This is a genomic window from Oceanirhabdus seepicola, from assembly GCF_023684385.1.
Lineage (GTDB): Bacteria > Bacillota > Clostridia > Clostridiales > Clostridiaceae > Oceanirhabdus > Oceanirhabdus seepicola.
Map to the genome: position 1 here is coordinate 1,049,202 of NZ_JAGSOJ010000002.1, position 15,207 is coordinate 1,064,408.

Sequence of the window (15,207 nt, forward strand, 5' to 3'; positions counted from 1 at the left end):
ATGTGATGTTAGAGGTGAAATATCAAGATAGTTATATGTTAGAAAGTGAATTGATAAAGAGTAATTATTATCATTTTTTAAAAAGAGTCATAGACATTATTGGAGCATTAGCAGGGATAATTATAATGTTTATTCCCTGTTTAATTGTTAGTTTACTAATAAAGAAAGATGGTGGTCCTATATTCTTTATTCAAAGAAGAGTTGGTCAGAACGGGAAAGAATTTAATATGTACAAGTTTCGCTCAATGTGCATGAATGCTGAAGAACTATTAGACAAGCTTAAAGAAAAAAATGAGATGGATGGACCTATGTTTAAGATTAAAGATGATCCGAGAATAACTAAAGTAGGGAAGTTTATTAGAAAAACCAGTATAGATGAACTTCCGCAGTTATTAAATATACTAAAGGGTGATATGTCTATAGTGGGTCCAAGACCAAGTCTTCCTAAAGAAGTAGCAGAGTTTACAGATTTTCAGAAACTGAGACTTGTAGCAAAGCCAGGATTAACATGTTATTGGCAGGTTAGAGGAAGAAATGATATTGGGTTTGAAGAATGGATGGAAATGGATGTTCAGTATTGTATGGATAGAACAATATTGTTAGACATTATTCTTATTTTTAAGACTGTTAATGTGTTGTTTGGAGATAGTAGTGCTAGTTGATATAAAGAAGAGATAAGGAGCTTTTGGGTAGACTAAAAAAGGAATTATTTAAGTGAACTAATAAAATTAGATAATGGATAAAAGGGGAAAGAACATGAGTAAAATAAAGGTAATGTCCATATTTGGAACAAGACCGGAAGCTATTAAGATGGCTCCATTGGTTAAAGAATTAGAAAAGTGTGAGGCTATTGATTCAAAAGTATGTGTTACAGCACAACATAGGGAAATGTTAGATCAGGTTTTGGATTTGTTTGGTGTTAAGCCTGATTATGATTTAGATATTATGAAAGAAAGACAGAGTTTGAGTGGAATTACAACAAGAGTTGTAAAAGGGTTAGAAGAAATATTTGAAAAAGAGAAACCAGATTTAGTTTTAGTACATGGTGATACAACTACAACATTTGCTGGATCATTGGCAGCATTTTATCAAAAAATTAAAGTAGGACATGTTGAAGCTGGATTAAGAACAGGAGATAAGTATTTTCCTTATCCAGAAGAGATGAATAGAAAGCTAACAGGTGCTATAACTGATTTACATTTTGCACCTACAAAAGGTTCTAAGAAGAATTTATTGAATGAGGGTGTAGAAAACACAGATATATTTGTAACTGGAAACACTGTTATTGATGCTATGAAAACAACTGTTGAGAATGAATATAAATTTGAAACAGATGAATTAAATAAATTAGATTATGATAATAAAAAAGTTATAATGATAACTGCTCATAGAAGAGAAAATTGGGGAGAGGGAATAGAGAATATTTGCAAAGCGATTAAGCAAATAGTAGAAGATAATAAAGATGTAGAAGTGGTGTATTTAGTACACTTAAATCCAGTTGTTAGAGATGTGGTGTATAAGTACTTAGAAAATATTGATAGAGTTCATTTGTTACCACCACTAGATACTAAAGAAACACATAATTTAATGAATAAGAGTTATATGATTATGACTGATTCAGGAGGACTTCAGGAAGAAGCACCTCATTTAGGAAAGCCAGTATTAGTATTAAGAAATGTTACTGAGAGACCTGAAGCAGTAGAAGCTGGTACTGTTAGATTATTAGGAACTAATTTTAATAATATAGTTGATAATGCTGAAGTACTAATTAATAATGCAAAATTATATAAGAAAATGAGCAATGCTATTAATCCTTATGGTGATGGAAAAGCTTCAGAAAGAATAGTACAAGCTATATTAAATAAGTTTGGAATTCAAAATGTTGTATTAGAAGAATTTAATTAATACTCTAGGGGGATAAGAAAAATGAAAGCAACGATATGTGTTGTAGGATTAGGATACATTGGATTGCCAACTTCAGCTATGTTTGCATCACATGGTCATGAAGTTATTGGTGTAGATGTAAATAATGAAGTTATTGAACAATTAAATAGAGGAAAAATAATTATTGAAGAACCTTATTTAGATATATTAGTTCAAGCAGCAGTAACATCAGGAAATTTAAAAGCTCAATTAGAACCATGTGAGGCAGATGCATTTATAATTGCAGTACCAACTCCAATTACAAAGGATAAAAAGGCAGATATGAAATATGTAAAAGCTGCTACCGAATCAATAGTTCCTTATATTAAAAAAGGAAATGTAGTTATTTTAGAGTCTACTTCACCAACAGGTACAACTGAAGGGATTATGAAGCCAATACTTGAGAGAAGCGGTTTAAAGATAGGAGAAGATTTATATTTAGGACATTCTCCAGAAAGAGTATTGCCTGGGCAAATTTTAATGGAACTTGTTAATAATAATAGAATTATAGGTGGGATAAATAAAGAATCAGCACAGAAAATTAAGGAGTTATATAACACATTTGTAAAAGGTGAGATGTATCTTACTACTGCTACTACTGCAGAAATGTGCAAAATGATGGAGAATACATATAGAGATGTAAACATAGCACTTGCAAATGAACTTGCTAAAATTTCTGAGAATATAGGAATAAATGCTTGGGAAGTTATTGATCTTTGTAATAAGCACCCAAGGGTTAATTTACACCAACCTGGACCAGGGGTAGGAGGACATTGTTTAGCTGTTGATCCATGGTTTATTGTTGAAAAAGTTCCTGAGTTAGCTAAAATAATAAAATTATCTAGAGAAACAAATGACTCAATGCCACATTACATATTTGATAAAATAGAAAGTCTTTTAAAAGATGTTAAAGGTAAAAAGAAAGTTACTATTTTAGGTATAACTTATAAGCCAAATATAGATGATATGAGAGAGAGTCCTATAGTTGAATTAATCGAACTACTAGAAAAAGCTAATTATGATATTTCTGTTGTAGACCCATATGTTAAAGAATACAAATATCTAGAAAATGATATTAGAAAAGCTTGTAATGGAAGTGATTTAATATTTTTAGGAGTAAATCATAATGAGTTTAAGGTGCTTCCGTTTGAAGATATAGGGAGAGAGATGAGAGGGAATGCTGTTCTAGATAGCAGGAATTATTTGAATAAGAAGATGTGTGAAGAAAGTAATTTAATATATGAATTGTTAGGTCAAGGAAAAGTTATACATACTGAAGTATTAGAAGAAGTCGCAGCTGCTGTTGAATAGCTATAAAAAGTATAAATAAAGTGTCTGTACTATAATGATTGAGTTAGTTTATATTTAGCAACGATACTTTGTTTTTAGTTAATAAGAATGTTGGATATTTAATTTTACGTATTTTATGAAAGATATTTATATGTGTTAAACTACATGTAAATATCTTTCATAATTAATGTAATTATTTTAGATAGTATTTATATTCTATAACGGAGGAGCAATATGATATATATAAATAAAGAGTATAAAGTGAATAATATAGATAGATTAATTTTTTTATTGATGGCAATTACACCTGTTATAGATATACTAAACGGTATAGTAGTATACAATTTAAAATTGAATTCAATAGTTAGTCCAGGACAGTTAATTAGATCTTTATTATTGATTATTATAACAATTCTTTGCATAAAACAATCAAGTAAAAATATTTTGGTTATTTCACTTATTATTGTGACTTTTCTTTTTCAACAATACATATTTTCAATAAATTACAACGTTAGTCTTATCAAGGAAATAGCATTTGCTACTAAAATATTATTTAATGTTTTCTTATTAATATTTCTAAATAATTATTTTAAACTGAAAAAAATTGAAGAGAATAAATTAATAGAAAGTATTTTAATCGGAGGAGCATTAGTATCTGGAACAATAGTAATAACAAAAATTTTAGGTATAGGTGTAGGTTCATATGGAGATGTTGGACATAAGGGTATATTTATGGAATTAAATAGTGTTACAGCTGTTTTAATAATGTGTATTCCTATAACATTATATAAAATAATTTATGAAAAGAAAAAAATGTATTATATTTTGCTTTATTTATTTATGGCTATTTCACTAATCATACTTGGTACAAAAGCAGGAATTGCTGGATTAGTAATTATAACAAGTTATTATGTTATTTTTGGAATTAAAGGAAAGTACAAATATATTAAAAATATGTGTATGATTATACTTTTGGCAATAATGATGTTTTTGTTTTATAAGATATATTATTCAACTTATATGAATACAATTTTTTTGAGATATAGTCATTTTTATAACAAAACAGATATCCCTACATTCCTGTTAAGTGGCAGAAATATTTTAGCTAGTATAGCATTTCAGTTTTGGAAAAGTAAATGGTACCATTTAATCGTCGGTGTTGGGTTTGTAAGAGGTTCAGAATGGATAAATTCTTTCATTTTTGGACATGGAATGATTGAAATGGACTTACTTGATCTTATATATTTTTATGGTATACCTTTAGCATTACCATTAATAATTAAGTTAACTAGTTTAACTATTAAAGCAAGCTTTATGTTAATCAAATCGTGCTCAATGGTTCAAAAAAGTTTATTTATTTCATTGATTATTGGTTTTACTATTTCATTTCTAGGAGGACACGTTATTTTAAGTCCTTTAGCAGGTACATATTTTGTGACTATAGTTGCTTATACAAATAATTTGTTAAGGAGAAAAAAAAATGAAAAAGAAGATCTGTATAATTGCTCCTAATATAAATCTAAAAGGAGGAATAGCTACAGTAATAAGAGAATATAAGCAATCTCATATATTAAAAGAATTTGATTTGAAATATGTATCTACTTACAGTAATAACAGATTAATTGAATTTTCAAAGGGACTTTATCATTATATGAAAATGCTAGTTAAAAAACAAATAGACTTAGTTCATGTGCATACTGCATCAAAGGGAAGTTTTTATAGAAAAAGTATATTTGTAAATATTACTCCAAAGAACATACCTGTGATTTTACATATTCATGGTGGTGGATTTATAGAATTCTATGATACAGCACCTATCATTATAAAAAAAAGAGTTCAAAAAGTTATTAAAAGATCAGATAAAATTATAGTTTTATCTGAAAAATTTAAGAATGAATTAATTGATAGATTTGATATTGATAATATTAAAATTGTTAAAGTTATAAATGGGATTAAATTAAATAATGAAAAAATTAAATTAGAAGATAAAAAATTACAAGTGATTTATTTAGGAAAACTAACCAAAAACAAAGGCATATATGATTTATTACAAATAATACCCAAGATTCATGCAAAATATCCTGAAGTGAAATTTATTATAGCAGGAGATGGGGATATAGATAAAGTAAAAGAAATAGTTATTAGTGAGGAGATTAATAATTGTACTCAAGTTGTTGGGTGGATTGATGGTGAGACCAAGAAGAAGTTCTTAATTGAAAGTAGTATTTTGGTAATGCCTTCTTACTTTGAAGCTTTTGGAATTTCTATTGTTGAGGCTATGGATTATGGAATGGCTGTTGTAGCAACTAAAGTAGGGGGAATACCTGAAATTATTCAACCGAATAAAAATGGACTACTATTTGAAAGTGGTGACTTAAAGGAGTTTTCTCAAGCACTAGAAAAATATATTTCTGATAATAAGGCCAGAGCTAAAGTTCAAAAAAATAATTTAGTAGCAGTAGAACAATATGATATAAACAATGTAATAAATCAAATAAAGGAAATTTATTTGACTATATAAATTTTATATGACTAGTGAAGGTGAATTTATGAAAGCAATGAAAACAACGATATTAATGGTAATTATAACAATAATAGGAATTTTATTGGGGTTTATTAGAGAGAGTGTTACTGTTGGGGTTTTAGGAGCAGGATGGCAAGCTGATAGCTTCATTTATAGTGTTATGTTTCCTACCATGATTTTTGCTTCAATTGGAGGTGTTATATCTTCTATTTTTATGCCAATCTACACTTCTATTAGAATAAATGAATCTTTAACAGATGCAAATAAGTTTGCAAGTAACTTTATTTGTATTATAACAATAATTGTAATAATCTTAATTTTTATAGGAGAGATATTTACAAAAAATATTGTTATGGTATTAGCTCCGGGATTTTCTGGAGATGGCTTAGAATTAACTTCTAAATTAATAAGAATAATTTTGCCTACAATGATTTTAATGACATCAGTATATGTTTCTGTTGGAATTTTATCATCTTTTAAGGATATTATTTTAAATGCTGCTATATCTATCCCGATACACCTGATGGTTATTCTAAGCTTATTATTAATATACCCTAGGTATGGTATGTATGACACGATGATAATAATTGCATTTGGAAGCGTGTTGCAGTTTCTTATGTTTATTCCAAAATTGAGAAAAAAAGGTTTTGTTTTTTCAATAAGCTTTGACTTTAAAAATAAACATATAAAAGAAGCTGTGTATATGATAGGTCCTATGATCATAGGAACAATGGCAATTCAAGTAAATATGATGGTGGATAGGGGAATAGCATCAACTATAGGAGATGGGGTTTTAACTACTGTTAATTTAGCAAATAAATTAAATATGGCAAGCTACAATTCAATAGCATTTATAATAATAATGATGATATTTCCAGTATTATCAGAACAAGTAGCTCATAAAGATATGAAACAATTTAGTAAAACATTAACAAAATCAATTAGTATAATAATATCAATTATGTTGCCTATAACTATAATACTAAATTTTTTTAGATATGATATTATTAATTTGTTATTTGGATATGGTAAATTCACGAAACAAGATGTTATGATATCTGCTAATATACTTAGTTTTTATTCACTTGGACTTTGCTTTTTAGGTATAAGGGACATACTGAATAGAGCTTTTTATTCGTTCAAAGATACGAAAACTTCTATGAAAAATGGTGTCCTAGCTGTAGGTCTAAATATTGTATTAAGCATAATTTTTTCTAAAATAATAGGTGCAAAAGGATTAGCATTAGGTACTTCAGTTTCAACAATTTTTGTTTCTATTTTACTCATAAGAAGTATGAAGAAAAAGGTTGTTGAATTTAAAATAAGAGATTTTATTTTAAATTCTTTCAAAGTTATTATTGCAGGATCAATTTTATGTTGTTCATTAGTGGTATTACAAAATTTAACAATAGAATTAGGGATGTTGCCTAATTCTAAATTACATAGTTTGTTTTATTTATTAGTTAATGTTTTAGTAAGTTTAAGTATATATTTTATAGCTTTGATTTTGTTAAAACTTGATGTATTAGATAATATAAGTGGAAAAATCATGTTGAAATTTAGAGGAAATAGAGAAAAAGTTCGAGAGCGTTAATGTTATATGTTTTTACAGAATGCCTATTTTTCGTAACTAAGCGTATCACAAATTATTTTTTATTATACAATATTATAATACCATATGAGACTGAGATAGGAAAAGGAACTAAATTTGGTTATGATGGAATGGGTGCGGTAATCCACAAGAATGTAGTTATTGGGAATGAATGTTTTAAGTCATAAAGTTACTATGAGTGGTGAAAATAGTAATAAAATAGTGCCTAGTATTAGCGAAAATGTTATTATTTGTGCAAGGGCAAAAGTTATAGGGCCAATAACAATAGGAACTGTAAGTATAGTTTTAAAAGTATACCAGATAATGATGTTGTGGATAATTATAGAAGAAAAGTAAGGATTAAAGCTGTTTAGTTGAGGTGAATTACTATGAGAATTGAAAAATGTAAGTGGAAAAATAATGCGGATAGTCCTGTGTTACTTATGATTGATGATTTTGCTAATACATGGATTGATGAGAATAATAATGAAAAACTTGCTCTTGGTGAAGATTGGGGTCATTTTGGTAGAGAAAAAAATTCAATGTGGGATGTACTTGAAAAAAATATTTTTAATATCTTTCCTGAAGTGAGCACAACATTATTTACTGTGGTTGGTGAAAGAGAGCCTATTTTAAAGAATAATAATAAAAAAATATATTCAAAAAGTATTTTAGAGGATGAAAAATTTGTTCGATTTTTAAATGATATTAATAAAAAGAAAAATGTAGAGATAGCATATCATGGATTGACACATGGTGTTGCTGGAGAAACACGATTTGATTTTAAAGAGGAATGGGAAACTTTTGGTTCATTGAACCAAGCAATTGAAACTATTGAAAAAGGCAAGGAAATGTTATATAAGGCAATAGGTGAGTATCCTAAAGGGGGGAAGTATTGTGGGTATAAATTTAACCAATATTCTGATGAATCTATATCAAAAACTGGGTTTTTATGGTGGTGTAGACACTGGGATGCTGCTTTAGAAGAAAATATAACCAATAAAAATTTTAATTACGAATTAGAGACTTTTCATGATGTTATTGATATCCCTTCTACAATTGATGGATCTTTTTATAGTTTAAAAAATCATAAGAAAATATTTACTAAAAAGTATGCAAAGTCAATATTAGAAAAGATAAAAAAACGAAAATCAATAGAATTTCTATTGGATGAGAGAGTTAGTAATAAGCAAATTATAAGTATACAAGAACATAGTTCGCCGTTAAGAGCTGATAATAGAATACAATATCCTAATATTATTAGTGATTTAGAGAACTTACAATATATATTCGCTTATTTAAAAAAATATAATCTTTGGTATGCAACAGGAACTGAAATTGCGGAGTACTATTACATATATTGTAAAACTCATATCAAACTTAAAAATGAAAATACTTTTATTATTAATACAGAAGAGGATTTAGAGGGAAGAGAATTGACTATTAAAATAAATAGAAATACTCAGTCTCAATTTTTGAGCGTAACAATCAAAAATCAAAAATTTATATTGAATAAAAGTAATGGATATTATATGGGAGATATTAAAATATATAATGATTTTCCCTATGTAATTGAGGAGGGGTAGATTGAAAAAAATAGTTAAAAAAGTAATGAAGTTTTTAATCAGAAAGTTATATATAAAAAATGATATTTTAATATTAAAAAAAAAATCTCACCAACCTTTAGAAAGTAAAATAAAGAATCTCAATATAAAACTCCTAGATAAAAATGAAGTATTAACATTACCTAATAGAAAAGCACAAATATTATTAAGCGATTTACAAAGGGGTAATCAAATTTATGGTATTTTAATAGATGGGAAAGTAGTACATTATTCATGTATATCGCTTAATAGTCAAAAAATTGGAGAAATAAATAGAATATTTAATATTCCTCAAAATGGAGTATATATTTATAATTGTTTTACTTTAGAAGAATATCGAGGTAAAAATTTATATTATAATATGTTATCATATTTAGATTTTAAATTTCGGTATTTAAACAAATTTATAGTGGTATCAACTAAAAATACAATTTCTCATCATGTGATAAAAAAGATAGGATTCAATGAAATTGCATATTTTAAATATAGAAAAATTTTAAATATGCATAAGTTAAATGAGGTAAAAATGTGTGATGAAATAAAAGATAAATTAGAAATTATTAAGTAAATGAATTTAATAATTAGATTTAAAAGTAAGTGAGGAAAGGTTATGCAATTAAAAATTATTACAGATTTTAATGAACTGCAAAGTTATAGTGATGACTGGGAAGAATTAGTAAGTAATATAGAATCATCTGAAATATTCTACACATGGGATTGGACAAAGGTATTCTTACAACATATGATTGAAGAAAAAGCAAAACTTTTTGTAGTTATGGTTTTTGAAAGAAAAAAAGTAATAGGATTAGCTCCATTGCTTATAAAAGAAAGAAAGATTGGTTTTATTAAAGCTAAGGTGCTAGAACCAATAGTAAGTAAAACTGCAGATTATTGTGATTTTTATTTTCATAAAAATTATAATCACTATCAATTATTAAAAAAAATTTTTGGAGAAATTTATTCTAATAAAGATAAGTGGGATTTTATGGAGTTGAAAAATTTTAATACTAGAAGTAATATTGTGAATTTGATAAATGAAGTTATTACAAAATCTTTTAAAGGTACATGCTATTCTGAACAAAGTGTAATTACACCATATTTGCTATATGAACAAATAGAAAGTAAAATGAATAAAAAGCAAATAAAGGATATTGAAAGAAGAGAAAGAAACCTAAGAAAAGAAAAAAAAATTGAAGTATGCATTAATGAAAAAATGAATAAAAATGTTTGGGAAAAGTTCATCAATTTACACAAAAAAAAATGGAAACAAAGTATTTTTCATAATGCTAAATATATCAAATTTTACGAAACTTTGATACCAATTTTGTATGAGAAACAGCTACTAGATTTTTCATATCTAAAAATTGATGAAGATGTAGCAGCAATTCATTTTGGATTCAAAACACAAAATAAAAATTATTATTATATACCTATTTATGATCCGAAATACGCTAACACTGGAGCTGGATATATACTTTTGAAATATCTAATTGAGAATTATAAGGACAACAAATCAGAGTTTGATTTCTTAAGAGGTAATGAAAAGTATAAATTTGATTGGACTGATTCTGTTCATATGAATTACAATTTCTACATTATAAATAACAATAGTAAAACTTGGTATTTTAACAGATATATTAAACTAAAGATGTGGGCAAAAGGGAATAGCCATATTCGTAAATTATTAAGAAAATAATTTTTAAGAAGGTGAGAAGTATGTATTTATATGGGATTAAAAATAAATTATTGAAAGAAGGGCGCAAATTTAAATTAATTTCTAAGACATTAGAAGAAAGCCAATATTATTCAAAACAAGAACTACAGAATTATCAAGACAAACATCTGAGAAAGATTATAAGTCATTCTTATAATAATGTTCCATATTACAAGAATTTATTTGACCAAATTAAACTTAAGCCTTCTGATATAAGCACACAGGAGGATTTATGGAAAGTTCCTATATTAACTAAAAAAGATGTAAAAGAGAATTTTAAGCAATTAAAAGCTGTTAATGCTTCAAAGTTTTTATTAAATGAAGGACACACTAGTGGAACAACAGGAACACCAGCACATTTTTATAGAGATTTGTATTCTATAAATTTTGAAAATGCGATAGTATGGAGACAGTGGCAGTGGTCAAAAATAAATATAGGAGACAAAATGATAGTTTGTAGAGGAAATAAGGTTAAAATTAAAGAAGAAAAAAATATTTTTTGGGAACAAAACTTTATTCAAAAACAATTGTTTTTGTCATCTTATTACTTATCTGATAAAAACTTAAAATATTATGTACAAGCAATTAAAAAATATGGTCCTAGATCGTTGCAAGCATATCCTTCAACAGCATATGTTATTGCAAAGTATTTACAAAAAAATAATGATAAGATTAAACTTAATGCAGTATTTACATCATCAGAGCCCATTTATGAGTTTCAAAGAAGAATAATAGAAAAGTATTTTCAATGTAAAGTTTGGGATTTCTATGGGTTAGCAGAAAGAGTTGTGAGTGCATCCGAATGCAAATACCACAACGGTCTGCATATTAATGAAGAATATAGTGTGACTGAAATTATTGATGATAAAGGACAACAAGCGCAAGAAGGATTTTTAGTTGGTACAACCCTACATAATTATGCAATGCCATTGATTAGGTATGTTACTGATGATTATACCAGAATTAATAATAGAAAATGTTTATGTGGTAGAGAACATAGGATTATAGAGCCTATAGAAACTAGAAAAGAAGATATGATCATTACAAAAAGTGGGGGTTTTGTAAGCCCGAGACTTATTTCGACTGTTTTTAAAGAATTAAAATATATTTCGAAGTCACAAGTAATACAGCATGATTTTGATAAATTTGAAATAAAAATAGTTCCAGAACAAGGCTTTGATAACAGAGAAACAAGTAGAGTGATAAAAGGATTTGAGGAAATATTTCAAGATAAAATTGATATAAATATAAACTTAGTAGAAGATATCGCTAGAACTAAAAATGGAAAATTTAAAAGAATTATTTCTAATGTAGTTAAAGGAAGAGTATAAAATGAGTAAATTAAAATGGCTTTATTGTAGATTAAAAGCTATGTCATTGGGTGAAATCTTATATCGATTCCATGAAAAATATAAAAAAATAATGTATAAAAAGACATATTCTACTTCTAAGTCAGTTTTAGAAGTAAATAAAATGAAAATAACAACTTTTGAAGATATCGATAAAAGAATAGAAAATATTTTTCAAGTATTAGAAGTAGAAAAACATAAATTCAAATCAGACATTAGCATTTATGGAGATAGTTTATTGAAATATCAAAAAATAAATTGGCATAAAGGAAATAATGGTAGAGAATGGCCTAGTGAGAAAAGTTGCTTTGATATATCTTTTAAAAATAGAGAAGACATAGGAGAAATAAGATATACATGGGAAGTAAATAGATTTTTATTTCTTCCAGGTTTGGCTATTCAATACAATTGTGGCGGAGATAAAAAAGTATACGATACTTTAAAGAACCAATTTTACAGTTGGATTGATGAAAATCCTTTTCTAAAAGGTGTAAATTGGGCGTCACCAATGGAAATTGCTTTACGCTCATACCAATTGCTTATTACTTATTCTCAAATTAAGGATAAAATGGACAAGCAATTTAAAGAAGATATACTTTCAACAATAATAACTTCTATAAATTATGTTGCGCATAATTTCTCAAGATTTTCTTCAGCTAATAATCATTTAATTGTTGAAGCTGCTATTACATCAATAGTTGGATATTGTGTAGAACCAGTATATGCTCAAAACTGGTTTGAAAAAGGTTATAATGTTTTAAAGAAAGAAATACCACTTCAAGTTTATGAAGATGGGGTTAACAAAGAACAATCAATGCATTATCATGCTTTTGTATTAGATATAATGATGCAATATAATATTTTCTTAAAGAAGATAGAAAGAGAAGTATTACATGAAGAAATAATTTTTAAAATGGCTGAATTTATAGGATATTTATATAAAAATAGTAACAATATTGATTTTGGTGATAGTGATGATGCTAAAATACTAGATTTGGATGGAAGAGACAAGAACTATTACGAGTACGTTTTACAATTAGCTTCTGTATATTACAAAAAAAAATTAATTTTTATAAATGAACCTTTAATAGAGGTACAGTTTTTATTAGGATATTTATTTGATAAAATCGAAAATGAGCCTTATGAGTATAGGAAATTTAAAGTATATGAGAAAGGTGGATATTCTATTATTAATGCTAAAAGTAATTTCTTACTTTTTGATTCAGGTGCTTTAGGGTTTGGAAGTATAGCTGCTCATGGACATGCGGATGCTTTATCTTTAGTCTATAGTCATAACAAAGAATCAGTATTTGTGGATTCGGGTACATATATATATAATATTCAATCAAAATGGAGAGATTATTTTAGGCTGACATCTAATCACAATACTTTAACTACAGAAAAAAATCAATCAAATATACAAGGCCCATTTTTATGGTCACAAAAAGCAAATGTCGAATTAGTGGATTATGGAGAAGATTCTAATCTGATTTATTTGTATGGTAAACATGATGGTTATAAACCTAATATACATCATCGTGCTATAAGTTACATGAAAGATGAAGAAATAATAATAGTTGAAGATGAATTTAAGGGAAAGGGAATTTTGAACTATATTTTAGATAGTAATTTAACCTTAGAAAAAATAAATAAAAATTTAGTTAAAATCAATGTTGGTGATGGAATATATTTCTATTGTTCTAAACCATATAAGATTGTTGAAAAATGGATATCTAAATCATTTTTACATAAAGAGAAAACCATTGGAATCCAGGTAGAAAATGATTTTTATGTAGAAAAAAAAGTATATTCTATAATTTCTACAAAGCCTGTTATTTTTAAAGACAATAAATTTAAATATAATAAAAAAAATTATACCTATTGCAGTTATAAAAATGTTAGAGGTGACAATTATGAAAAACATTAAAATGTTCGATTGTGATGTAGCTTCATTAACAATGAAAGAAACAGTACAACAAATAGAAGAATATATTAAGAAAAGACAGATAGTGCAACATGTTGTTATAAATGCTGGCAAAGTTGTGACTATGCAAAACAATAAAAATTTGAAAACAATTATACAACAATGTCCTATTATAAATGCAGACGGTCAATCTATAGTGTGGGCATCCAAATTTTTAAAAAAATCATTACCTGAAAGAGTTGCTGGAATAGATTTAATGAAAAATTTAATAGAATTATCTAGTGAGAAAGGGTATAGAATATACTTTTTTGGAGCAAAACAAGATGTTGTTGAAAAAGTAGTACAAATATATAAGGAAAAATATCCTAATTTACAAGTAGCTGGATATAGAAATGGATATTTTACTGATGAAGATAATGAGGAAATTATTAGTGAAATGAAAGAGACAAAGGCGGATATTTTATTTGTAGCATTTAGTTCACCAAAAAAGGAATTTTGGTTAAACGAAAATATAAATAAGATAGGAATACCATTTTGTATGGGAGTAGGGGGAAGTTTTGATGTAGTTTCAGGAATAACTAAAAGAGCACCAGTTTGGATGCAAAAAATTGGTTTGGAATGGTTCTATAGATTTGTCCAAGAGCCAAAGAGAATGTGGAAGAGATATTTAGTAGGCAATACTAAATTTATATACTATGTTTTTAAAGAAAAATTTAGTAGCAACCCAGAAATTAATTCATGACGGTATCCAATTTATATAGCAAACTCAGTCAGGCAAGAAATCCCATGGAACTATCCTCAGGGACAATGCCATCAACTTTAGCAACCAGAAAATGAAGTTATGTTGTCATCTATTTTCTGGAATAACCGCTGAGGTATAAATGTTCCTAGATAAGGTGAAATTTCAAGTAGGATATTTTACCCAAGTAAAAAAAAACGAGCGGTCAAAGGATAGATGGAAAGAGTAGGGAAGATAGCTAGAGAGATAAGAGCGCGGAAACAAGAAAGTAAGGGAATAAAGTTGAAATTGATTTTAAAAGACCCGAAAGTGCGAGTAAATCTAAGATTTTAAAAGGCATATTAAATGATGAAGAGACTATGTCTTGTTTTATATTTAGAGTAGTGGAGTATACTCGATTGGATAGACACATGAAGAATGTATAATATATACATGAAAAGGAGATGTTTATCAAATGAGTAAAATAAGAAGTTTTTCAGTACAATGTAAACAAGAAATAAAAAGAGTTCATGAAGAACCGGTGGGACTTATGGTGCACTCAGAATTAAA

The 15,207-nt window shown here is 27.1% G+C and carries 14 protein-coding genes; all 14 read left to right on the forward strand.

Translation table 11 applies throughout. The features are described from left to right. The first annotated feature begins 5 nt into the window (after nucleotides 1–5). The 14 genes from KDK92_RS12270 to KDK92_RS12335 all read left to right on the forward strand — a co-directional run bounded on the left by KDK92_RS12270 (nucleotide 6) and on the right by KDK92_RS12335 (nucleotide 14,661). Nucleotides 6–662, forward strand: a complete 657-nt coding sequence (locus tag KDK92_RS12270; RefSeq protein ID WP_250859532.1) for a sugar transferase — start codon at nucleotides 6–8, stop codon at nucleotides 660–662. Nucleotides 663–756: 94 nt separating this feature from the next. Next, complete coding sequence (gene wecB, locus KDK92_RS12275; RefSeq protein ID WP_250859533.1) at nucleotides 757–1,905, forward strand: non-hydrolyzing UDP-N-acetylglucosamine 2-epimerase; 1,149 nt, start codon at nucleotides 757–759, stop codon at nucleotides 1,903–1,905. 21 nt (nucleotides 1,906–1,926) lie between these two features. Continuing rightward, the gene (locus KDK92_RS12280) at nucleotides 1,927–3,234 is read left to right on the forward strand and encodes a nucleotide sugar dehydrogenase (RefSeq protein WP_250859534.1); all 1,308 of its coding nucleotides are present in this window, start codon (nucleotides 1,927–1,929) and stop codon (nucleotides 3,232–3,234) included. Nucleotides 3,235–3,447: 213 nt separating this feature from the next. After that, complete coding sequence (locus tag KDK92_RS12285; RefSeq protein ID WP_250859535.1) at nucleotides 3,448–4,725, forward strand: O-antigen ligase family protein; 1,278 nt, start codon at nucleotides 3,448–3,450, stop codon at nucleotides 4,723–4,725. Beyond that, nucleotides 4,694–5,734 (forward strand): glycosyltransferase family 4 protein, encoded by a 1,041-nt coding sequence (locus KDK92_RS12290; protein WP_250859536.1) that lies wholly within the window; start codon nucleotides 4,694–4,696, stop codon nucleotides 5,732–5,734. Before KDK92_RS12285 ends, KDK92_RS12290 begins: the two co-directional genes overlap by 32 nt. A gap of 28 nt (nucleotides 5,735–5,762) precedes the next feature. Then, nucleotides 5,763–7,331, forward strand: coding sequence for a murein biosynthesis integral membrane protein MurJ (gene murJ / locus KDK92_RS12295; RefSeq protein ID WP_250859537.1), 1,569 nt, complete (start codon nucleotides 5,763–5,765; stop codon nucleotides 7,329–7,331). Beyond that, the gene (locus KDK92_RS12300; RefSeq protein ID WP_250859538.1) at nucleotides 7,331–7,516 is read left to right on the forward strand and encodes an LbetaH domain-containing protein; all 186 of its coding nucleotides are present in this window, start codon (nucleotides 7,331–7,333) and stop codon (nucleotides 7,514–7,516) included. The genes murJ and KDK92_RS12300 overlap by 1 nt, the downstream gene beginning before the upstream one ends. After that, complete coding sequence (locus tag KDK92_RS12305) at nucleotides 7,497–7,685, forward strand: LbetaH domain-containing protein (protein WP_250859539.1); 189 nt, start codon at nucleotides 7,497–7,499, stop codon at nucleotides 7,683–7,685. The genes KDK92_RS12300 and KDK92_RS12305 overlap by 20 nt, the downstream gene beginning before the upstream one ends. A 32-nt stretch (nucleotides 7,686–7,717) precedes the next feature. Continuing rightward, a complete protein-coding gene (locus tag KDK92_RS12310) occupies nucleotides 7,718–8,914 on the forward strand; it encodes a hypothetical protein (RefSeq protein ID WP_250859540.1) in 1,197 nt (398 codons plus the stop codon). A gap of 1 nt (nucleotide 8,915) precedes the next feature. After that, the gene (locus tag KDK92_RS12315; protein WP_250859541.1) at nucleotides 8,916–9,500 is read left to right on the forward strand and encodes a hypothetical protein; all 585 of its coding nucleotides are present in this window, start codon (nucleotides 8,916–8,918) and stop codon (nucleotides 9,498–9,500) included. A 42-nt stretch (nucleotides 9,501–9,542) separates the two neighbouring features. Next, complete coding sequence (locus KDK92_RS12320; protein WP_250859542.1) at nucleotides 9,543–10,628, forward strand: GNAT family N-acetyltransferase; 1,086 nt, start codon at nucleotides 9,543–9,545, stop codon at nucleotides 10,626–10,628. Nucleotides 10,629–10,648: 20 nt separating this feature from the next. Then, nucleotides 10,649–11,977 carry a phenylacetate--CoA ligase family protein gene (locus tag KDK92_RS12325; RefSeq protein ID WP_250859543.1) on the forward strand — a complete coding sequence of 443 codons (1,329 nt, stop codon included), beginning with the start codon at nucleotides 10,649–10,651 and terminating at the stop codon, nucleotides 11,975–11,977. A 1-nt stretch (nucleotide 11,978) separates the two neighbouring features. Further along, entirely contained in the window at nucleotides 11,979–13,922 is a 1,944-nt protein-coding gene (locus KDK92_RS12330) for an alginate lyase family protein (protein WP_250859544.1), read from the forward strand. Further along, nucleotides 13,909–14,661: a WecB/TagA/CpsF family glycosyltransferase gene (locus tag KDK92_RS12335; RefSeq protein WP_250859545.1), complete on the forward strand. Its 753-nt coding sequence runs from the start codon at nucleotides 13,909–13,911 to the stop codon at nucleotides 14,659–14,661. The genes KDK92_RS12330 and KDK92_RS12335 overlap by 14 nt, the downstream gene beginning before the upstream one ends. Nucleotides 14,662–15,207: the final 546 nt, after the last annotated feature.